Origin of the sequence: Streptomyces sp. NPDC005494, assembly GCF_042872025.1 — a bacterium.
Lineage (GTDB): Bacteria > Actinomycetota > Actinomycetes > Streptomycetales > Streptomycetaceae > Streptomyces.
This window is the reverse complement of sequence record NZ_JBIAJR010000005.1, coordinates 304,656-325,344: the sequence shown is the minus strand read 5'-3', so window position 1 is coordinate 325,344 and position 20,689 is coordinate 304,656. Positions and strand designations below refer to the sequence as shown.

At 72.9% G+C, this 20,689-nt stretch carries 19 protein-coding genes; 8 read left to right on the top strand and 11 right to left on the bottom strand.

From position 1 onward, the window contains the following. Nucleotides 1-69: 69 nt before the first annotated feature. The 3 genes from ACFYQ6_RS17860 to ACFYQ6_RS17850 all read right to left on the bottom strand — a co-directional run bounded on the left by ACFYQ6_RS17860 (nucleotide 70) and on the right by ACFYQ6_RS17850 (nucleotide 2,062). Entirely contained in the window at nucleotides 70-525 is a 456-nt protein-coding gene (locus ACFYQ6_RS17860; protein WP_361583132.1) for an ATP-binding protein, read from the bottom strand. A gap of 543 nt (nucleotides 526-1,068) precedes the next feature. Further along, nucleotides 1,069-1,605, bottom strand: a complete 537-nt coding sequence (locus ACFYQ6_RS17855) for an EF-hand domain-containing protein (protein WP_361583134.1) — start codon at nucleotides 1,603-1,605, stop codon at nucleotides 1,069-1,071. A gap of 82 nt (nucleotides 1,606-1,687) precedes the next feature. Continuing rightward, entirely contained in the window at nucleotides 1,688-2,062 is a 375-nt protein-coding gene (locus ACFYQ6_RS17850) for an STAS domain-containing protein (protein WP_356737105.1), read from the bottom strand. 286 nt (nucleotides 2,063-2,348) lie between these two features. Here ACFYQ6_RS17850 and ACFYQ6_RS17845 point away from each other — a divergent pair, with 286 nt between their 5' ends. Beyond that, on the top strand, nucleotides 2,349-2,942 hold the full coding sequence (locus ACFYQ6_RS17845) for a sigma-70 family RNA polymerase sigma factor (protein WP_361583136.1): 594 nt from the start codon (nucleotides 2,349-2,351) through the stop codon (nucleotides 2,940-2,942). Further along, complete coding sequence (locus tag ACFYQ6_RS17840; protein WP_361583139.1) at nucleotides 2,939-4,180, top strand: maleylpyruvate isomerase N-terminal domain-containing protein; 1,242 nt, start codon at nucleotides 2,939-2,941, stop codon at nucleotides 4,178-4,180. Before ACFYQ6_RS17845 ends, ACFYQ6_RS17840 begins: the two co-directional genes overlap by 4 nt. Nucleotides 4,181-4,218: 38 nt before the next feature. Here ACFYQ6_RS17840 and purU read toward each other — a convergent pair whose 3' ends face one another. Both purU and ACFYQ6_RS17830 read right to left on the bottom strand, forming a co-directional pair. Next, nucleotides 4,219-5,118, bottom strand: a complete 900-nt coding sequence (purU, locus tag ACFYQ6_RS17835) for a formyltetrahydrofolate deformylase (protein WP_361583142.1) — start codon at nucleotides 5,116-5,118, stop codon at nucleotides 4,219-4,221. 28 nt (nucleotides 5,119-5,146) lie between these two features. Then, on the bottom strand, nucleotides 5,147-5,593 hold the full coding sequence (locus ACFYQ6_RS17830; RefSeq protein WP_145804260.1) for a hypothetical protein: 447 nt from the start codon (nucleotides 5,591-5,593) through the stop codon (nucleotides 5,147-5,149). A 174-nt stretch (nucleotides 5,594-5,767) separates the two neighbouring features. On the opposite strand from ACFYQ6_RS17830, the gene ACFYQ6_RS17825 reads away from it, so the two are divergent. Continuing rightward, nucleotides 5,768-7,036 (top strand): ABC transporter substrate-binding protein, encoded by a 1,269-nt coding sequence (locus ACFYQ6_RS17825; protein WP_361583145.1) that lies wholly within the window; start codon nucleotides 5,768-5,770, stop codon nucleotides 7,034-7,036. A 123-nt stretch (nucleotides 7,037-7,159) separates the two neighbouring features. Here ACFYQ6_RS17825 and ACFYQ6_RS17820 read toward each other — a convergent pair whose 3' ends face one another. Further along, nucleotides 7,160-8,611 carry a hypothetical protein gene (locus ACFYQ6_RS17820; protein ID WP_388763715.1) on the bottom strand — a complete coding sequence of 484 codons (1,452 nt, stop codon included), beginning with the start codon at nucleotides 8,609-8,611 and terminating at the stop codon, nucleotides 7,160-7,162. A gap of 157 nt (nucleotides 8,612-8,768) precedes the next feature. Beyond that, nucleotides 8,769-10,151 carry a transcriptional regulator gene (locus ACFYQ6_RS17815; RefSeq protein WP_356737095.1) on the bottom strand — a complete coding sequence of 461 codons (1,383 nt, stop codon included), beginning with the start codon at nucleotides 10,149-10,151 and terminating at the stop codon, nucleotides 8,769-8,771. A gap of 255 nt (nucleotides 10,152-10,406) precedes the next feature. Between ACFYQ6_RS17815 and ACFYQ6_RS17810 the strand changes: the two genes are divergently transcribed. The 3 genes from ACFYQ6_RS17810 to ACFYQ6_RS17800 are packed head-to-tail and all read left to right on the top strand — an operon-like array spanning nucleotide 10,407 to nucleotide 13,677. Then, on the top strand, nucleotides 10,407-11,084 hold the full coding sequence (locus tag ACFYQ6_RS17810) for a bifunctional DNA primase/polymerase (RefSeq protein WP_388763823.1): 678 nt from the start codon (nucleotides 10,407-10,409) through the stop codon (nucleotides 11,082-11,084). A gap of 38 nt (nucleotides 11,085-11,122) precedes the next feature. Then, nucleotides 11,123-12,034, top strand: coding sequence for an ABC transporter ATP-binding protein (locus ACFYQ6_RS17805; protein ID WP_361583150.1), 912 nt, complete (start codon nucleotides 11,123-11,125; stop codon nucleotides 12,032-12,034). Further along, a complete protein-coding gene (locus ACFYQ6_RS17800) occupies nucleotides 12,031-13,677 on the top strand; it encodes a transporter (protein ID WP_388763713.1) in 1,647 nt (548 codons plus the stop codon). The genes ACFYQ6_RS17805 and ACFYQ6_RS17800 overlap by 4 nt, the downstream gene beginning before the upstream one ends. Before the next feature lie 261 nt (nucleotides 13,678-13,938). On the opposite strand, the gene ACFYQ6_RS17795 is transcribed toward ACFYQ6_RS17800, so the two are convergent. Further along, complete coding sequence (locus ACFYQ6_RS17795) at nucleotides 13,939-14,832, bottom strand: alpha/beta hydrolase (protein ID WP_361583156.1); 894 nt, start codon at nucleotides 14,830-14,832, stop codon at nucleotides 13,939-13,941. Between the two features lie 698 nt (nucleotides 14,833-15,530). Next, a complete protein-coding gene (locus tag ACFYQ6_RS17790; RefSeq protein ID WP_361583158.1) occupies nucleotides 15,531-16,223 on the bottom strand; it encodes a metal-dependent transcriptional regulator in 693 nt (230 codons plus the stop codon). Between the two features lie 209 nt (nucleotides 16,224-16,432). On the opposite strand from ACFYQ6_RS17790, the gene ACFYQ6_RS17785 reads away from it, so the two are divergent. Further along, nucleotides 16,433-17,188 (top strand): SIS domain-containing protein, encoded by a 756-nt coding sequence (locus ACFYQ6_RS17785; protein ID WP_356737085.1) that lies wholly within the window; start codon nucleotides 16,433-16,435, stop codon nucleotides 17,186-17,188. A gap of 187 nt (nucleotides 17,189-17,375) precedes the next feature. Here the strand turns inward: ACFYQ6_RS17785 and ACFYQ6_RS17780 are convergent, their stop codons facing one another. Both ACFYQ6_RS17780 and ACFYQ6_RS17775 read right to left on the bottom strand, forming a co-directional pair. Then, a complete protein-coding gene (locus ACFYQ6_RS17780) occupies nucleotides 17,376-18,737 on the bottom strand; it encodes a PAS domain-containing protein (protein WP_388763710.1) in 1,362 nt (453 codons plus the stop codon). Between the two features lie 387 nt (nucleotides 18,738-19,124). Then, nucleotides 19,125-19,910: an SDR family oxidoreductase gene (locus tag ACFYQ6_RS17775; RefSeq protein ID WP_361583165.1), complete on the bottom strand. Its 786-nt coding sequence runs from the start codon at nucleotides 19,908-19,910 to the stop codon at nucleotides 19,125-19,127. A 103-nt stretch (nucleotides 19,911-20,013) separates the two neighbouring features. Between ACFYQ6_RS17775 and ACFYQ6_RS17770 the strand changes: the two genes are divergently transcribed. Next, entirely contained in the window at nucleotides 20,014-20,619 is a 606-nt protein-coding gene (locus ACFYQ6_RS17770) for a TetR/AcrR family transcriptional regulator (protein WP_361583167.1), read from the top strand. Nucleotides 20,620-20,689: the final 70 nt, after the last annotated feature.

The following is a 20,689-nucleotide window of genomic DNA, read 5'->3' as shown; positions in this document are numbered from 1 at the left end:
AACGAATGCCGGGCGGACGTAGACGCACGCACCGAGCCGCACCGGGCGGACGGCCGAAGGGCAGGGACCTCAGAGGCGGGCTGCCCGGTCACCGGGCTGCTCCTGGATCACCGGCACCATCACCGGGCCGCCGCGGTCCACCTCGCACCAGATCCTCTTCCCGGCGCCCTCCGGCTGCCAGCCCCAGCGGTCCGCCAGGCCGTCCACGAGCTCCAGCCCGCGGCCGCCGGTGTCCTCGCCCTCCGCGTGACGCGGCTGGGGCGGGCGGGTGCTCCTGTCGGCCACCTCGACCCGGACGGTTCCCGCGGAGCCCTGAGCACCGAACAGCATCCGCAGCACGGCCGGGCAGCCCGTGTGGACCACCGCGTTGGTGACGAGCTCCGAGATCAGCAGGATCAGCGTCTCCGCGAGCGGCTCGTCGTCCTCCAACCCGGACCCGATCAGTCGCGACCGCGCCCATCTGCGGGCCCGCCCCACCTCTGCGGGATCCGGCCCGACCTCCAGCTGAACCTGAAGCACCTGCACCGCTCACACCATCCGAACCGGCGGACACATCGCCTAGCGCCTCCTCAGGGTCACGGAACGTGACTCCCCTGCAGGACAGCATGGTTGACGTACAGTCACCGCAACAAGCGCTTCGGGCATATTCCAGCGCGAAGGAGTACGCGTGGTCCATACTGTGCGACGCGTGCTGCGGAGAGTCGAACAGAAGCGCGCCGGCAGCGCGGGGGTCAAGCCCCCGGCAGGCCCGGCGCTGCTCCGTGGCCCGCGAGCAGGGCACCGTCGGCCGACCGGGGCGGCCGCTCGGGCCACCCCCGGATCCTCCCGTTCCAGTACCGCTCGCATCCCACGGAGCGTACCCGAGGCGGACGGCGTGACTCCGCCCGGTGACAGACCGCCCCCGGGGCGCATCGGGTCACCGGATGCGCTGCGTGACCCGGGGGCTGCCTTCCGTGCGCCCCCGGAGGCCCTCGACCTCCCGCGACCCGGAACCGGTCCCCGGCGCGCGTGCCGGGGACCGGCCCGCGGAAGGAAGTGAACTGGGCACTCCGTCGGGCGTGTTGTGGCCTAGGCGTCCGGTTCGATCACCGTGAAGTAGGCGGAGAAGGCCGCGACCGCGTCCGGCTCCGCGATCCGGCCGTCCTGATCGGTGTCCAGGCTCCGGGCCGCCACGCTCGCGATGTCGTCCGCCGCTCCCAGCACCCGCAGGGCGCGCTCCACCGCGGCCACGGGGGCCGAGGCGGGCGCCGCGCCCTCAGGGTCCGAACCCGCGGCGACGGCGAGCGCCGCCCGCAGGAAGGGCCGCGCGATCTCCGCGAAGCGATCGGGGTTGTCCCGTAGCCGCTTCACCGCCCCGCCGACGAACTCCTCCCGGGTGACACGCTGGTCCCCGTCCACGTCGGCGATCCCCGCCATGCCCTGCCAGAACGCCTCGGCACCCGTGTAGAGCGCCTGGCCTCTGTCGCAGCGGGCCGTCGTACCGAACTCGGTGAGCAGACGGGCCGCGGCGGCGTTGAAGTCGGCGCGGTCGATGTAGCCGTTGCCGTCCTGGTCGAAGGCGGCGAAGCGGTGAGCGATCTTGCGCTCGTACTCTGCGCTGTCCATGCGGGGAGCGTACGTCGCCGGCCGGCGTCACGTGTCACCAACTCCCACCGGGGCTGTCACAACCTCGCTCCGCCCCGGCGCGTCAGGCCGTCAGTGGCGTGGACTCCTCGTCGGTCGCCGTGTCCGCGTCGGGGTAGACCTCGAAGAGGCGGCGTACCCCGAGGGCGCCGAGCACCTTGTTGACGTGCGAGCCGTCCACCGCGCCGCGGGCCGGGAGGATCAGCCGCAGCCTGCCCCCGCAGGACTTCATGAGGCGGCGGGACGCGATCAGGACGTTCACACCGCTGGAGTCGCAGAAGAAGACACCGGAGAGATCGAGGACCACCTCGTGCCGGCCCGCGGCCACCGCGCGGTGGACCGACTGGCGCACCACGGGCGAACTGACGAGGTCGAGCTCGCCGTGGATGCGCAGCACGGTCCACGCGTCCTGCTGGGTCTCGTCCACCTTCAGCGTCACGCGGCTCGGCCTCTCGTCCGGGGGGTCCGGAGGATCCGGAAGTTACCGTTCCCCCTCGCGCCTGCCCTCGTGAGCTCCCGCGAAACCCCGTTCCGCGCATCGCCGGTCAGCGATTCATCCGGAAATGATCGCTCAAGGATCGTTTACCCGGTCAGGAAACGGCAAGGCGCCATGCATTCCTTATCATTCGGCGCCGCTCGGGGAACGTACTTGCCGCAAAGGTACGTGCACGCCCGATACCGCCGACTACATTCGACCTGACGAGGGGAACAGGGCTGGGGGCTCGATGGCGAAGGACGCACCACCGCGCTGGGACCGCCGCATGCAGCAGCGGCTGGCGCGGGGCGAGGCGGCGGCCCTCGGCGAGCTCTACGACCGGTTCGCCGCCCTGGTGCACAGCCAGGCCCACCGGATGCTCGACGACGAGGACGCCGCGGACCAGGTGACCCGCGAGGTCTTCGGCTACGTCTGGGAGAACCCCGAGGCGTACGACCCCAAGCACGGCCCGATGCGCTCCTGGGTGGCGCGCCTCACCCACCGCCAGGCCGTGCGCCGGCTCCGCGGCGCGCACGGCGAGGCCGAGGGCGCGGAGGCGGAGGCGAAGGCGGAGGCCTGGTCCGAGGAGCTGGAGCACCGGGTGCTCAAGGCCACCGCCGCGGCCCGCGCCGACTACATCGTCGCCTCGATGCCCGCCCCGCTGCGCGCCGCCCTGGAGCTGGCGTACGTCCAGCGCCGGGACTACCGCCAGGCCGCCTCCGATCTCGGCGTCACAGGGGACGAGGCCCGGCGCCGGCTGCGGCTCGGGCTGCAGCTGCTCTCCACGGCCAACACCCGGCCGTCCGCGGATTCCGCGCCTCCCGGTTACGGGCCGACGCCATGAACCAGGGCCAGGGCGACGGCGCCCGCGACGGCGAGCATCCGGTGGAACGGCGCATACCCGGCCCCCGGGCGGCCGCCGACGACTGGGATTATCTCCCTCCGGCGGCATTCGGCGGCTCGGAGCCACCGGAGCCGCCCGGCCCGCCGTTCTCCCACCGGGTGCTGAAGTCACTGCTCGGCGCCTGGGCCCTGGCCGCCTGTTCCGCCGAGGAGACGGCGGCGGTCGAGGAACACCTCACCTCGTGCGCCCCCTGCGCCGACGAGGCGCTGCGGCTGCGCGACGCCGTGGGACTGCTGCACACGGACGGCACCCTGGACCTGGACCCGATGCTCAGGTCCCGGGTCCTGGAGGGTTGTCTGGGACGCCGCCCGGCCCGCATCCCCGTCCCGTCCTGGGCCGCTCCGTACGACGCGGAGACCGCCAGGCTCGACGCCCTGCTGCGGGACATAGGCGACTCGGAGTGGCACGCTCCGGTGCGGCTGAAGTGGTTCGAAGGCGAGCGGCAGGTGAACCGCAGGACGACGGTCGCGGGGGTGATCGGCCACCTGATGGCCGTCGACGGCCTGGTGTCCACGGCGCTCGGCCTGGACGATCCGCTCGGCGAGGGCGGCAGGCCGGTGTCCCCGACCGAACGCACCGAGTCGTTCTGGGCGTCAGCGCGCCGGCCGCCCACCCGGGCCGTACGGGCGCCGTGGCGTGACCAGAGCCACACCCTCGTACGCACGGTGTCGTTCGCCGGCGTCCAGGACATCTCCGTCCCCTACGGCGGCTTCGCCCTCCCGCTGCACGACTCGCTCTTGGAACGGGCCTTCGAGTGCTGGGTGCACGGCGGGGACATCGCGGACGCCGTGGACTACCCGTACGAGCCGCCCGCCTCCGCCCATCTCCACGACATGATCGACCTCGCGGCCCGGCTGCTGCCCGCCACCCTCGCCGGACGTCGCCGCGCGGGTCTCGCCGGACCGGCCCGGCACCTGGTCACGGCGGGCAGCCCGGGGCGTTCGCTGCACCTGGAGGTGGAGGGCCGGGGCGGCGGTGACTGGTACATCGCGCTCGACTCGCCGGCCGCTCTCGGCTCCCCCGCGCACACGGTCGCGCAGGTCGCCCTCGACGGCGTGGAGTTCTGCCGGCTGGTGGCCGGGCACGTGTCGCCGGTCGAGGCGGCGGCGGGCCAGGAGGGCGACCGCGAGGCGATCCGCGACGTCCTGTGCGCCGCGGCCTCCCTCAGCCGGCTGTGAACCGGACGACCCGGCTGTGAACCGGACGACCGGGCGGCTCAGGCGAAGACGACCGTACGGCGGCCGTTGAGCAGGATGCGCCGCTCGGCGTGCCACTGGACCGCGCGGGCCAGCGCCTGGCACTCCACATCGCGTCCGACGGCGACGAGCTGGTCCGGTGTGACACCGTGCCCGACGCGCTCGACCTCCTGCTCGATGATCGGTCCCTCGTCGAGGTCGGCGGTGACGTAGTGCGCCGTCGCACCGATCAGCTTCACACCGCGGGCGTGGGCCTGGTGGTAGGGCTTCGCGCCCTTGAAGCTCGGCAGGAACGAGTGGTGGATGTTGATGATCCGGCCGCTCAGCTGCTTGCAGAGATCGTCCGAGAGGACCTGCATGTAGCGGGCCAGCACCACCAGCTCGACGTTCTCCCCGCGCACGAGCTCCAGCAGCTGCGCCTCGGCCTCCGGCTTGTTGTCCCTGGTCACAGGGATGTGGCGGAAGGGGACGCCGTACGAGGCGACGAGCTCCGCGAAGTCCGTGTGGTTGGAGACGACCGCGACGATCTCGACGGGCAGCGCGCCGGTGCGCGAGCGGAACAGGAGGTCGTTGAGGCAGTGGCCGAACTTGCTCACCATCAGCACGATCCGCATCCGCTCGCTCGCGCGGTGGATCTGCCACTCCATCCGGAACGCCTCGCCGATCGCGGCGAAGCTCGCCCGCAGCTTGTCCACGGTCACCGTGGAATCCGCCGAGAAGTGGACGCGCATGAAGAAGAGACCGGTGTCGTGGTCGCCGAACTGCTGACTGTCCTCGATGTTGCAGCCGGTCATGAAGAGATAGCTCGACACGGCGTGCACGATGCCCTGCTTGTCGGGGCACGAGAGCGTGAGGACGTACTGCTCGGCTGGGGCGTCCGAGGCAGCGGGTACGGATTCGGCAGGCTGCGGCGCGGTCATTCCCGTAGGGTGCCACACCGCCCGCGGGTCACGCCGATCTGGTCATGATGCGGAGCACGTCCAGGGACCGGGGCGGGGTGTCGGGGTCCTCGCCGTCGTTGGTGGCGAGCATCACATGGGCCTCGCGGGCGGCCACGACCGCCTCGTTCCAGCCCGGGTGCTCCAGATACGCGGAGACGGGGGCGTCCGCGCCTATCTGGTGCATGATGCGCAGCACCCGCAGGGCGGCGACGTCCACGAGGGCGGCCTCCGCGGAGTCGCGGAAGATCGTGCCCACGTACTTCTCGGCGGACCAGTTGTCGAGCCAGGTGTCCTCGACCAGGCGGTACACGGCGTCGGTGACGTCGCCGTACCCTTCCCGGCCGGCCAGCCAGCACTCGTGGTGGAAGACGGGGTCGGAGAGCATGTGCAGCGCCGAGCGCACGTTGCTGCGCCAGCGCCACCACGGCATGTCGTTGAGCGGCATGCCGCCCATGGTGGAGGAGCGACGGCCGCGACGGGAAGTGTTCTCCGAACCTTGCTGCACGGTTGTCGATCGTACGTTCCCCTCCGGCGGACGCGAGCAGCCCCCCGTAATTCACCTTCACGTCACCGAGCGTTGACCACGGCACACTGCTGCGTTACCCGCGAGGCGCAAAAGTTCATGACCATGACCGGATGGCGACGCCTCACCTCCTCCCGCCCCCACAGACTCCTCACAACTGCGGCGGCCGGCGCACTGCTCGTATCCGGCTGTGGTGTCCTCCCCGGGGCGTCCGGGGGTTCCAGGGATCCGGTCACCGTGATGACCTGGGCCCCGGACACCGCCGGAGCCGACGCGGTGAACATGGCGGGCATGCCGGCCATGGCGAGGACGTACGCCCGCTGGATCAACGAGCAGGGCGGGATCGACGGCCACGAACTGCGGGTGCTCACCTGCAACGAGCAGGACACCGCCGCCGGGGCCTCGACGTGCGCACGGCGGGCGGCCGACCAGGACGTGGCGGCGGTCATCGGCTCGTACAGCAGGCACGGCCGGGCGTTCCTGGCCCCGCTGGAGGCCGCGGGCATCCCGTACATCGGCGGGTACGGCGCCTCCGCCGACGAGTTCACCAGCTATCTGTCCTACCCCGTCAACGGCGGGCAGCCCGCGCTCGTCGCGGGCAACGGTGAGCAGCTGGCGGCCACGTGCGAGCAGGTGTCGCTCGTGCGGCCCGACAGCCTGGTCGGCGACACCATGCCCGGGCTGCTCGACACGAGCCTCAGCCGGAGCCACCGCCCGGGGGTCTACGACATCAGCGCGCCCGAGGAGGCCACGTCGTACGACTCCCAGGCGGCCAAGGCCCTCGTACAGGCGGGTGACGGCTGCGTGACCGCGGTGCTCGGGGAGGGCACGGGGACGTTCTTCGACTCCTTCCGCCGGCTGGAGCCGCAGGGCAGCGAGGTGCGGATCTCGTCCGTGCTGGGCAGTGTCGGCCAGAGCCTCATCAACCGCTCCGGCGGCCCGAACAGCCCGTTCGAGGGGGCCCTGGTGACCGGCTGGTACCCGGACTCGGAGGACGCCGGCTGGGACGAGATGCGCCAGGTGATCGACACGTACGCCTTCGGGGACAACCGGATCGATCCCGAGGACCCGGGCGTGCAGACGACGTGGATCGCCTACACGGTCCTCAAGGCGGTCGTCGAGGCGATGGACGAGTCCTCGATCACGGCGGGCGGCATCTCGGTCAGCCTCAACCGGGGCACCGAGGTGGACACCGGCGGTCTCACTCCCGTGCTGCGGTGGCGCTTCCAGGACATGGTCGGCACGGCGCCCTACGGGCGGATCGTCAATGCGCGGGTGACCTTCCAGGTGGTCCGCCAGGGGCGTCTCACCTCGGCGAAGAAGGGTTTCGTGGACGTCACGCAGACCCTCGTGGGCGCCGATCCGCACAGCTGACGCCCGGGGGCCCCGCACGGGGGCCCGGCACGGGGGCCCACCCGGCACGCGGGGCCCGCCCGGCACGCGGGCCCCGGCCCGGCACGCAGCCCCGGCACGCGGGGCCGGGCCGGGGCCGTCGCGTCAGAGCTGGGTGGGCGCCCGCTCCGTCAGCTCGTACTTCCGCGCGAGGGTGTTCCACAGCCCCGAGGCCTTGCGCTTCTCGATGGTGGCATCGCTGCTGGACTTCTCGGCCTTGGCCGTCTCGCCCGTCGACCGGGCGGTGCCGCCCTTGCAGACCTTCTTGTCGTTCTTGGCCTGCCCGGCCCACGCGGCGTAGTGATCGTCGGCCTCCGCGGATGCCTGCCAGGCCTTCGTGAGCGCGTCCTTCAGCTCGGCGTGGGCGGGGAGCTGGTCGAGGCTCAGCGTCTCCAGCCGGGTGACGAGGCTGCGGCGCTGCGTGGCCGCACCCGTCAGATCGGTCGCCGCCTGGTCGAGCGCCCGGCAGCTCTTGATCTTCTCGACGGCGCTGATCACGGCCGCACGGCTGTTGTTGCTGTCGGCGAGGAGCTTGTCCAGAGCCTCCGCCTGCGGCTTCGCCGGGTCCGCCGCCGGTTCGGCGGAGCCGGCCGCCGAGGAACTCTGCGAGGCCACCGGCTGCTTGTCGTCCGACGGGCTGTCGTCACCGCCGCTCATCAGCGCGCCCGCGCCGAGACCGATGACGGCGCAGCCGATGACCACCGCCGCGATCAGCGGGATGTGCGGGGACCTTCTGCGCGGGGCGCCGCGGTCATGGTCCGGCTCGCCGCCGCCGTGCGCGCCGGAGAGGTTCTGCGGACCGGCCTGGTACGGCTGGGCACCCTGCGGCTGCTGCTGTGCCTGGTGGGGCCGCTGCGGCTGCTGGTGGCCCGGGTCGAAGTGGGGCATCTGCTGCGTGGCGCCCGCGGGCTCCTCGCTGCGGAAGAGACTGTCGAACTCCGCGGGCGGCTGCCGGTCGCCCGGGGCCCCCGGCCGGATCCCGTAGGGAGCGCCGCCGGGCACCGGGGGTATGTACTGGGTCGCGTCACCGTCGGACGGCTGCCCGGGTGCGGCGGACTGCCCCAGGTACTGCGTGGACTCGGCCTGGCGCTCGGGCGGCAGCCCTCCGGGCAGGGGGCCGCCGGGCACGGGCGCGATGTACTGCGTGGCGTCCGCGTCCCCGCCCTGGCCCGCGGCGTGACCGGTGCCGGGGGCGGCCTCGGGCGGCAGGGGCTGGGCGTAGGACTGCTGCTGGTACGGGCCCTGCTGGTACGCGTCCCGCTGGTACGGGTCCTGCTGCGGGGCGTACGGCTGCGGTGGGGGCTGGTACTGCCCGTGCTGCGGGGCGTAGGCGCCCGGCTGGTGCTGCTCCGGTGGCAGCTGCCCCGGTGCCTGGCCGTCCTGCGTGGCCTGCGGCCCCCAGGGCTGGCCCCACGGCTGCCCGCCCGCGGGCGCGGCCTGGTCCGGCTGCCCGCCCACGGGCCAGGGGGCGCCGCCCTCCGCGGGCAGCACGACACCTTCGTGCGCGGGCCGTACGGCGGGAAGCTGCCGCTCGTCACCCTGTCCGCTCTGCGTCACCGGGACTCCTACGTGTCAACCTATGGAATCGTCGGCTCACGCTACCGGGTGGCCCGCGCATGGCGCCAAGCGACCGAGGCCCCTCACCACCCCTCCACACAGCGGTGAGGCCCGGCACGCCCACGGCGACGACGGCGTAGCCCCCCGAATCCTCCGGTCAGGCGGCCTGGAGCTCCAGCCTGGCGCCGAACTCCCTTACCGCGGGCTCGTTCCCGTACGGCTCCAGCCGCTGCTGGAGGTCGTCCAGATACTCAGCGCCCCGGCTGGAGCGCACCGTGCCCAGGAGCTCCATCGCCCGCAGCCCCGTGTGGCAGGCCTGCTCCACCTCGCGCTGCTGCACCTGGGCCGAGGCCAGCAGCACCAGGCCGATGCCCCGGCGCCGGGTACGGGACTCCGGGAGCGCGGCCAGGGCCTCCTTGGCGCGCCGGGCGGCGGGTTCGCCCTGGCCCAGGTCGCGGTGACAGTGCGCCAGTTCGTCCGCGAGGTAGCCCGCGTCGAAGTGGGCGATCCAGGCGGGGTCGTCGCCGGTGTCCGGGTCGGCCTGGTCCAGGGCGGCCAGCGCCCGGCTCGCGGCCACCTGGCAGGTACGGGCGTCGCCCATCAGCGCGTGGCCCCGCGCCTCGGCGGCGTGGAACATCGCCTCCGCGCGTGGGGTGACGCGGCCCCGGGCGCCCTCCTGGGCCGCCCGCGCCAGCTGGGCGATCTCCCGGGGGTTGCCGAGCTGCGCGGCGAGGTGACTCATCGAAGCGGCGAGCACATAGCCGCCGTACGCCCGGTCGCCGGCTGCCTGGGCCAGCCGCAGCGCCTGGATGTAGTACCGCTGGGCCAGGCCGGGCTGGCCTGTGTCGACGGCCATGTATCCGGCGAGTTCGGTGAGGCGGGCCACCGCGCCGAACAGCTCACGGCCGACGGATTCGCGGTACGCCCCCGAAAGGAGCCCGGACACCACGCTGTTGAGGTAGTGCACCAGCACGGGCCGCACGTGCCCGCTGCCGAAACGGTGGTCCAGGTCGACGAGCGCGGCCGTCATCGCCCGCACCGCCTCCACGTCCGGCATGCCGACCCGGCTCCCGGCCGCCCGCGCCACCTGCGGGTCGGCGCCGGTGATCAGCCAGTCACGGCTGGGCTCGACCAGCGCGGACGCGGCCACCGCGGACCCGGACAGCAGGTCGCGACGGCCCACGTCGCTGCGCCACAGCTCGCAGACCTGCTCGATCGCCCCGAGCACGGTCGGCGCGAACTGCAGGCCGACGCCTGACGCGAGGCTCTTGCCGTTGGCCATGCCGATCTCGTCGATCGTGACCGTACGCCCGAGCTTGCGGCCGATCGCCTCGGCGATGATTCCCGGCGCCCTCCCGCGCGGTTGCTGGCCACGGAGCCAGCGGGCCACGGAGGTCTTGTCGTAGCGGAGGTCCAGCCCTCGTTCCGCGCCGACCATGTTGACCCGGCGTGCGAGGCCGGCGTTGGAACACGCCGCCTCCTGGATGAGCGTCTGGAGCCGTTCGTTCGGCTGACGGGCGACGAGAGGCCTGGCTGCCATATTTCCCCCTGGGACCGCGGTGTTGTCGGTGAGGCATCACTGCCCGGCACGGCACGAGAAATGCGCATATTCATCTGCATCGGCTACGGACGGTGGCGAGTTGGCACAGTTCTGCGAACGGTTACCCCCGCATCGGTGCGCTTGCCCGTGCGCGCCCCCGCCCGTGCATCCGTGCGCCCCACGTGCAGGATCGATCCGCCGGGAAGGGCGCACGCGCGCCCGTAACCCCTGGTGGTGACCGGAGTTGTGTGGAGCGTGGAAGAGGCCATCGGAGTGACGGAAGCCGCACGGATCCCCCAGCAGCGGAGCGAACAGCTGCTCGAAGCCGCTGCGTGGTACACCCAGGAACGGCACTGGGACGTGGTTCCCGGCACCTGGCTCGAAGCCGTGGCCGGTGCGGAGCGCTGCTCGTGCGGCGACGCCGGCTGCGCGGAGCCGGGGGCCCACCCCACCCGCCCGGACTGGGCGGGCCAGGCGACCGGCAACGCGGCCACGGCCCGCCGGATGTGGTCGCAGCAGCCGGGTTCCTCCGTCATCCTCCCGGCCGGCCGCACCTTCGACGTGCTGGACGTGCCGGAGGCCGCGGGCTTCCTGGCCATGGCCAGGATGGAGCGGATGGGCATCACGCTGGGCCCGGTGATCCGCACCCCGGACCGCCGGACGCTCTTCTTCGTCCTGCCGGGTGCCGCCGCCAAGGCGCCGGCCCTCGTCCAGCAACTGGGCTGGGACGCCGGGGCCGTCGGCCTGGTGGGGCGCGGCGAGGGGCATTACGTCGCGGGCCCGCCGACCCGGGTGGGCGGGCGCGGTGCCGTGCAGTGGGCCCGCCGCCCCTCCCGCGTGAATCTGTGGCTGCCGGACGCGGAGGAGCTGATCAACCCGCTCGCGTACGCCTGTGCCAGGGAGGCGGCCGACGCCCGCGCACGCCTTTCGTAGGCTGGTCCCCACACGTGGGGATACCGAAAGGCAGTGCCATGCCGGACCAGACGCAGAGCTCGGACAGGACGGACGGAGCGGGCACGGTGCCCTCGGCGGAAGCGGCCTCGCCGGCGGGCGGGGCTCCGGCCGTGCCTGCGGGCGGGGTCACGGCCTCACTGGCGGGCGGGGCTCCGGCTTCACCGGCGGCCGTGCGGGTGGAAGGGCTGTGGAAACGGTTCGGGGAGCAGATCGCGGTCGCCGGGATCGATCTGGAGCTGCCCGCGGGCAAGTTCGTCGGTCTGGTGGGCCCCAACGGCGCGGGGAAGACCACCACGCTCTCCATGGTGACCGGGCTGCTCAGGCCGGACATGGGGCGGATCGAGGTCGGCGGCCACGACGTGTGGCGCGACCCGGTCGAGGTGAAGTCCCGTATCGGGGTGCTCCCGGAGGGCCTGCGGCTCTTCGAGCGGCTCTCGGGCCGTGAACTCCTCGCGTACAACGGCCGGCTGCGCGGCCTGCCGGGCGCGGAGGTGGACAAGCGGGCCACCCAGTTGCTCGACGTCCTCGACCTGGCCGGCGCGCAGCACAAACTTGTCGTGGACTACTCGACGGGGATGCGCAAGAAGATCGGCCTGGCGACGGCGCTGCTGCACAATCCCGAAGTCCTCTTCCTCGACGAACCGTTCGAGGGGGTGGACCCGGTGTCGGCCCAGACCATCCGCGGGGTGCTCGAGCGCTACACCCGCTCGGGCGCGACGGTGGTCTTCTCCAGCCATGTGATGGAGCTCGTCGAGTCCCTCTGCGACTGGGTGGCCGTCATGGCGGGGGGCCGGATCCGTGCGCACGGCACACTCGCCGAGGTACGCGGCGAAGCAGCGTCCCTTCAGGACGCCTTCCTCGAACTGGTCGGCGCGGGCGGCCGGGACACCGCCGGCGACTCCCTCGACTGGCTGGGCGGTGCCCGATGACCGTCCTGGACGCCGCCCCCACCGGGTCCGCGGTCCCGGCCGTACGCGGTCAGGGCCTCGTCCCGGTCTTCGTACGCCTCAAGCTGACGCTGCTGCGCAACGGTCTGCGCCAGTCGTCGGGGCGGCGCGCCGCCTATGTCGCCTCCCTCGTGGTCACGCTCCTGCTCGCCGCCGGCCAGGTGATCGGCCTGGTGGCGCTGCGCGGCCATGCGCAGGCGGGCACCCTGGTGGTGCTGCTGAGCGCGGTGGTGGCGCTGGGCTGGGCGGTGATGCCGCTGTTCTTCCCGAGCGGCGACGAGACGCTGGACCCGAGCCGGCTGGTGATGCTGCCGCTCCGGCCACGGCCGCTGATCGGGGCGCTGCTGGTGGCCTCGCTGATCGGCATCGTGCCGCTCTTCACCCTCGCCCTGTCCCTGGGCTCGGTGATCGCGGTGGCGCACGGCGCGGTGGCGACGGCGTTCGGGGTGGTCGCCGTACCGCTGACGCTGCTGGTCTGTGTGGCGCTGGCGCGGTCCGTCGCCACGGCGAACATCCGGCTGCTGACCTCGCGCAAGGGCCGTGACCTCGCGGTGCTCAGCGGGCTGGTGATCGCGGTGGGCATCCAGTTCGTCAACCTCGGTGCGCAGAGCCTGAGCCGCGCGGGCGGCCTGTCCTCGCTGGAACCGTTCGCGGACGTGGTGCGCTGGCTGCCGCCGGCGTCGGCACTCGGGGCGGTGGGGTCCGCGTCCGAGGGCGCCTACGGGACGGCCGTGGCACAGGTGCTGATCTCCCTGTTCGCCCTGGGGGTCCTGATGTGGCTGTGGCAGCGGAGCCTGGTGAAGCTGATGACGGCGCCCGACGGTTCGACGATCGCCGCCGCGGAACCGTCCCGGGAGCGGTCGGGCGCGGACCGTACCGGTCTGTACGCACTGCTGCCCGAGGGGCGTACGGGGACGGTGATGCGGCGCAGCCTGCGCTATGTCGTACGGGACCCGAAGACCAAGGCGTCCTGGGTGACGGCTCTCGCGATCGGTCTGATCGTGCCGGTGCTCAACGCGGTGCAGGGCGCGGGGTCGGTCTACTTCGCGTGCTTCGCGGCCGGCATGCTCGGCATGCAGATGTACAACCAGTTCGGGCAGGACACCTCCGCCTTCTGGATGGTGGCGCTGTCGGTCTCGTCGGCCCGGGACGCCTATGTCGAACTGCGGGCGCGAGCGCTGGCGTTGTTGCTGATCACCCTGCCGTACACGGTTCTGGTGACGGTGCTGACGGCCGGGCTGCTCGGCGAGTGGGAGGCGTTGCCCGCCGTCATGGGGCTGTCCTTCGCGCTGCTCGGCGCGATGCTGGCGACGGGCGCCCTGGCCTCGGCGCTGTTCCCGTACTCGATCCCGCAGGACGGAGCGTTCAAGAACGTCGTCCCGGGGCAGGCCGGACTCGCCTGGATCTCCCTCTTCGGCGGGATGGTCGCGGCGGCGGTGCTCAGCGCCCCTGTGATCGCGTTGACGGTCTGGCTGCACGTGGCGGACCGTCAGGACTGGCTGTGGGTGCTGCTGCCGGTGGGTGCGGTGTACGGAGCGCTGACCGGCCGGCTGGGGGTACGGCTCGCCGCGCCCCGCACGGCGGATCGCCTCCCGGAGATCCTGGCGGCGGTGAGCAAGGGCTGAGGGTCCGGCGCACGGCGCGCGGGCCCCGGCGGCGTGAGCACAGGGCAGGCGCAGGAGGCCGGGCGGTGCGAGCACAGGGCAGGCGCAGGAGGCCGGACCGGCTGGCGGCGCGCGGCCGGTGCGGGCCGGCTCGGGCCGGGGACGCGGGGCCGGGGCAGGGGACGGGCGGGCGAGGGCAAGGGCCGGGGACGGACGGGCCGGGGCCGGGGGGCCGGGGGGCCGGGGCAGGGAACGGGCGGGCCGGGGGCGGGGACCGCCGGGTCAGGGGCTGACGGGTTCCCGGTCGTCCTTGACGTCCTCGGCGAGCTGCTCCAGGAACGGCTCCACCGCCGCGCGCCAGCCCTCGGGCTGGTCGTAGTGGACGAGGTGCCCGGCGTCCGCCACCTCCGCGTACTGTCCGCGCGGCAGGACCCTGACCATCTCCTGGGCCTCGGCCCTGCCCAGCTCGCCTTCGATGCCGCGCAGCACCAGGGTGGGGCAGCGCACCTGCGCCAGCTCCTCCCAGTGGGCGTCGTGGACCCAGGTGGCCCGGGAGGTGAGCATCTGCCGGCGGGAGAAGACGGGCCGCCAGCCGTCGGGGGTCTCGGTCATCACTTCGGCGAAGAACTCACCGCGCGAGGGGTTGGGCCGCTCCACCCAGGGGTCGTCCTCGCCGAACCACTTCCGCACGTCGGCAAGCGTCGCGAAGGGCAGCGGCCAGGCGTCGAACCAGTCCTCCCACTCACGCTGGGAGGCTCCGCCGAGTGCGGAGGCACGCATGTCGCAGATGATCAGTGCCTTGACGAGGTCGGGCCGCTTCGCGGCGAGCTGCCACGCGGTGAGGGCGCCCATGGAGTGCCCGATGAGGGTGACGGGCGCGAGGCCGAGCTGTTCGATCGCCGCCTCGGCGTCCCCGACGTAGGCGTCACGGGTGTACGGCCCGTCGGCCGGCTTCTCGCTGCGGCCGTGGCCCCGTTGGTCGAGGCCGACCGGCCGGTGACGTTCGGACAGCCAGCGGGCGGTGGAGGCCCAGTGCGCGGACCGTCCCATCAGCCCGTGCAGCAGTAAAATCCCGGGGGCCTGCCCGGCATCCGGGCGCCCTTCGGGCTGCTCGGCGAACTCCCAGGCCGCGAGGCGTAGGCCGTCCGACCCGGTCACATCAACGCGCCGCACCATAGGTCTGGCACCCCCTTCTGGTCCTCGATCACCGTGTGCTGCGTGCGCGCCAGACTATCGAACCTTTATTCGAAAACCTGCGTCCGGCTCGCAACATCCCACGTTTGAGTGACAGCGGTTCAGGATTGACGCCCGCAGCCCAGGGGAGACCTTTTCCGGGAAGCGGACCACTCGGGGACAAGGGGTCCGTGGGGACTGACCTCGAGAGCTCGGGGCTCCGGGTCAGCGCTGGGGAGGACCGGCCCCGGCGCCTTCGGGCGCCGGGGCCGCCGCCTGTTCCGGAACTCATGGGTCCGCCCGCCTCGGGGGCCGGGAACGGCAGGACGGGCCGGTCGGCCGCCGCGACGGCCCGGCGGGCCCGCGGGGTCGCCATCAGGGCGTCGCACCGCCCGGAAGCCCCCTCACAGCGCACATTCCAGTGCGACGGGCGCATGTCCTGCTCCCTCCCCGACCGCGCGGCACGATGTGCCGGCGCCCTCAGGTCAATGCCTGGCCACAGCCTGGCACGCGTTTCGCCCGGGCGCTGCGATTCCGGGCGGAAAACAGAAAGCGGGCTTACCTGCCCAGAACTGCACGTGCATCCGCACCGGCGCATGCACATGCGCCCGGCGCACCGGGGTGCGCATCGGCGCTGTTCCAGCGCCTGCCCGAGGCCGCCGAGCGCTCGGCGGGAGCCGCCGAGCCGCCCGGCGCGGGGGTCAGCGCTTCGCGACGAAAACGTGCGACGCGACCTCGGAGTCCAGCTCAGCCGCCTCGCCGCTGGACCCGACCAGCACGCCACCGGCCGACTCGGTCACACTGACCACCGAGCCGGGCTGCACGCCCGCCCGCCGCAGTGTGTACATCAGCTGGGCGTCGGTCTGGATGGGCTCACCGATCCGGCGCACCACCACGGTCTTGCCGTCCGCGCCCGGGTCCAGGTCGGCCAGGCTCACCATGCCCTCGTCCAGGAACGGATCGGCCTCAGCCTGCTCGCCCAGCTCCTCCAGGCCCGGGATCGGGTTGCCGTACGGAGACTCCGTCGGGTGCCGCAGGAGCTCCAGCACCCGCCGCTCCACGGCCTCGCTCATCACGTGCTCCCAGCGGCACGCCTCGGCGTGGACCTGCTCCCACTCCAGGCCGATGACGTCGACGAGCAGGCACTCGGCGAGCCGGTGCTTGCGCATGACCCGCGTCGCGAGGCGCCGCCCTTCGTCGGTGAGCTCCAGGTGCCGGTCTCCCGCCACCTGGACGAGCCCGTCCCGCTCCATGCGCGCCACCGTCTGGCTGACCGTCGGACCGCTCTGGTCCAGCCGTTCGGCGATCCGGGCGCGCATCGGGACCACGCCTTCCTCTTCGAGCTCGAGGATGGTGCGGAGATACATCTCCGTTGTATCGATCAGTCCGGACATACGTGCCCCTCGATGCTGTGACATGAAGTCGTCGTGCGATGGCCCTGCACCAATTCTGACGCATCACGCCGACAACCGTGCCCCGCCGTCGCATGCCTGTGCCGGCGGCCGGTTCCAGGGCCTATTGACAGCCCACTGGTCCAGACCGCAACGTGATCCGCGACATGGGCGCCGCACGGGCCCCCACTTCCGCGGGAAAGGCCTCCTCGATGAGCGACAGCAAGCTCGCCGGTCAGTTCTTCGACGCAGCGATCGGCCTGCTGGAGCGGGTGCGCGACGAGGAGTCCGGGTCCGTCGCGGCAGCCGGTGCCGCGATCGCCGAGACCGTCGCGGCGGGCGGCCGGCTCTTCGCCTTCGGGGCGGGGCACTCCTCGCTCGCCGCCCAGGACGTCGTCTACCGGGCCGGCGGACTCGCTCTGATGAACCTGCTCGCCGTGCCCGGCACCGTCGGTGTCGACGTCATGCCGGCGACGCTCGGCTCCGCGCTGGAGCGGGTGGACGGCCTGGCGAGTGCCGTCCTCGACTCCAGCCCCGCCCGTGCGGGCGACCTCCTCGTGATCATCTCCCTGTCCGGACGCAACGCGCTGCCCGTGGAGATGGCGCAGAACGCGCGGGCGCTCGGTCTGACGGTCGTCGGGGTCACCTCGGTCGCGTACACGGAGGGGACCAAGTCCCGGCACGCCTCGGGCGGTTTCCTCCGGGACCACTGCGACATCGTCCTCGACAGCAAGATCTCCATCGGGGACGCGGAGCTGACGGCGGAGGGTGTCCCGGCGCCGTTCGCGCCCGCTTCGACGGTCGTCACCAGCGCGCTGATGCAGGCCATGATGGCCGCCGCGGCGGAGGAGCTCGTCGCGCGCGGCATCGAGCCGCCGCTGCTGCGCTCGGGCAACGTCGACGGCGGCCACGAGTGGAACGGCCGTGTGATGCGGGAGTACGGCGACCGCGTCTTCTACCGGCACTGAGGCTCCGTCAGACCACCCGGCACTCAGGGCACCGGGCACTCAGGGCTCCCGGGCGCTCAGGCCACCGGGCACTCAGGGCTCCCGGGCGCTCAGGCCACCGGGCACTCAGGCCACCGGGCGCTCAGGACCCCCGGACGCGCAGGGGCCTGGGCACTCGGGGCCCCCGGACGCGCAGGGGCCCGGAGCGTCAGACTGCCGGGGCCGCCGTCAGCCGGGCCAGGTCGACGGCCGAGGCGACCCGGACCGCCACGCTCTCCGCGTACATCACGTCCGGCCGCTCGAACGCGCCGCGGTTCGCCGCGCGCAGGAACGTCACCACGCCCAGCGTCCGCCCCCGGCTCCGCAGCACCACGCACAGGGCGTGCACCGAGTCGCCCGGCCACCGGTGCTCCGCCGCCCACGCCTCGCCCACGCCCGCCGGTGCGGCGGCGCGCACGGATCCCGTGCGCTCCATCGCCTGGAGGGCCGGGTGGCCGGGGCCGTAGCGCGCCGGGATCGACCCGCCGGATACCGGCAGGCACGGGCCCGGAGCGTCGGAAGGCGTCGCGGCGGCCCGTACGAGCCGCTCCCCCGAGGCCAGGTCCACCAGCAGGTCCACCACCACGTGGTCGGCGAACCCCGCGAGGGCGTAGTCCAGCGACGTCATGGCCGCCTCCATCGGGTCCTCGCACTCCGCGGCCTGGCGGGCGGCCCGGTGCAGCTGGTTGGAGCGGAAGCGCACCCGGTCGGCGTCCTGCTCCGCGAGCTTGGCCGCCGTGACGTCACGGAACAGCCAGCCGACCCCCAGCGGGACGGGCTCCTCGGCCAGCGGAGACGCCAGCCGCAGGAACCCGCTCCGCCAGCAGCGCCGCTTGTCGCCCTCGGCGGTCCGCACCGTCACCCAGAGCTCGGCGGGCGCGGGCGGCGCGCCCTCCAGTTCCTCGACCCCCTGCACGATCAGCTCGCCCAGGGGGCGTCCCAGCAGCGTGGTGCGGCCGCCGCCGAGCGCGCGGGCCGCGTAGCCGTTGACCACGGTCGGCCGCAGGTCCACGTCGACGGCGACGACACCCCAGGAGGCCTCCTCGAACAGGGCCTCGCTGAGCGCGATGGACCGCTCCAGGTCGATCTGGGCGTGCACCTCGCCGAACGCGCAGTACACCCCGGCGGCCTTCCCGTCCTCGCCGCGGACCCCCGAGGACTGGGTCCGCACGAGGACGCGGCCGCCGTCCTTGCGCAGCAGCGCGAATTCGTGGACCTGCCGTCCGGGGGCGTCCATGACGGCGAGCAGCCGCTCCTGCACGTCGCCTGCGTCCGCACTGCGCACGGCCCATCCGGCGAAGCCCCGCCGCCCGACGGCCTCGGCGGCGGTCCAGCCGAGGATCCGCTCCGCCTCACGGTTCCAGTGGGTGATGGTGCCGTGCGCGTCGAAGGCACAGAGCGCGGCGTCCATCCCGTCGAGCAACGCGGCCAGCAGCCGTGAGCCCGGAATCGCAGCCGCCGACGGCTCCCGTTCCGGATCCTCGTCGGGCCCGATCGCGTCGGTGGTCCCGGTGCTCCTGGAAGCACTCACTCCGTACCTCCCGCAGGGCGTGTTCCGCTTCGCGTTCCGCATTGCCGCACGTCAGACCATTGAACTCGAACGTGGGCCACCACACAGCCACTTCCCGGAAATCCGGCGTCCACCGGGGTCCCGTTAATTCGCTTGTGCGGTCATGGGGACGTTCCTAGGCTGTGGGCACACGCTGAAAGGAGGTGATCCGAAAAGTGCAGTCTTATCGGATTCGTGAGGTGGCTGCGGGCTGACAGCCCGTCGTCGCACACCGTGCACCTCGGCAGGCTGTCTGCCGAAACCCGAGCAGTCACCGACCCGCAGGCTCGCCGGTAAGTCCGGCCGGCTCCTCCGCAAGGAGGGACCCGAGCCTGCGGGTTTCTGCGTCACCGGCCCGTTCGGGCAGGCTCAGTACTGCTCGGACTGGCCGCCGTCGATCGGGATGACCGTGGCGTTGATGAACGCGGACTCGCCGGAGAGCAGGAACGCAACCAGGCTGCCGACCTCGTCGGGCTTGCCGAAGCGCTTCATCGGGTTGACGCTGACGAAGGCCTCGCCGGCCTTCTCCCAGTTCTCGGCGTCGATCTGCTTGAGCGACGCCTCGACCATCGGGGTCATGATCGCTCCGGGGGCTATCGCCTTGACCGAGACGCCGAACCGGCCGTACTCGACACCGGAGTTACGGGTCAGGCCGACGACACCGTGCTTGGCCGCCGCGTAGCCGGACTGGTTGCCCACGCCCCGGATGCCGCCGACGGATGCCGTGTTCACGACCGAGCCCGAGCCCTGGCCCTTCATCACCGGCAGCACGTACTTGAGGCCGAGGAACACGCCGCGCAGGTTGATCGACACCACGCGGTCGAACTCGTCGGTGCCGAAGTCCTCGGTGAGGTTCTGCTTGCCCTCGATGCCGGCGTTGTTGAAGAAGCCGTCGATGCGCCCGTATGCCTCGACGGTGGCGGAGACGTAGCGCTGCACGTCGGCCTCGGAGCTGACGTCGGCGGTGATCCGCAGGACCTCGGCGCCCGGTACCGCCTTCTCGACCGCCTCCGCCGTGTCGGCGAGGCCCTGCTCGCTGACGTCGACGAGGGCCAGCCTGGCGCCTTCGGACGCGACCCGCAGGGCCGCCGCGCGGCCGAGACCGGAGCCGCCGCCGGTGATGAGGACGACCTTGCCGCTGAACCTGTCTTCCATGACTGAACCTCCACGCCGAGATGTGCCGAATGACACTAGACTAGACAGTACGTACAGTCTAGAAATTCCCGCCGTGCCCGTCGGCCCCGCATCCGGAGGTTCCATGGACGACCGATCCGCCGCCGCACGTCCCCGGCGCGGCCCCCGTCGCGACCCCGAGGCCCACGCGGCCGTCCTGGCCGCCACCCGGGAGCTGGTGGCCGAGCTGGGCTACAAGGGCGTGACGATGGACCGCATCGCCTCGCGTGCCGGGGTGGCCAGGATGACGGTCTACCGCTGGTGGCCGAACAAGGCGGCGGTGATCACCGAAGCGGTCGCGGACCGGCTCACCCCGGGCCCCGCCCCTGACACCGGCGACGTGCGCGAGGACGCGCTGCTCTGGCTGCGGAACCTGGTGCGCACCCTGACCCTGCTCGGCGACCCGAGTGTGGTGACGGGGGCGCTGACCGAGCGCGGGGAGCCCGGACGGGCCGATCTGCGGGACCTCCTGAAGGCCCACTCCGCCCCCGCGGCACAGCTGCTGCGCGAGGGTGTGGCCCGGGGCCGGCTGCCGTCGGACGCGCCGCTGGAGGCGATCGTGGACAGCTGGGTCGGTTACGTCGTGTACCGCACGGTGTTCCTGGGCCAGGAGATCGCCGACGCCGACCTCCTGGACCTCGTACGCCTGCTGCCTCCGGCCCCCGGGACGTCCGGGACCGCGGCGGGCTGACGGGTCACGGGCCGCCCCGGACCCGGGAGGCGGGCCGACGGGCCGACGGGTCACGGGCCACCCGGCCCCG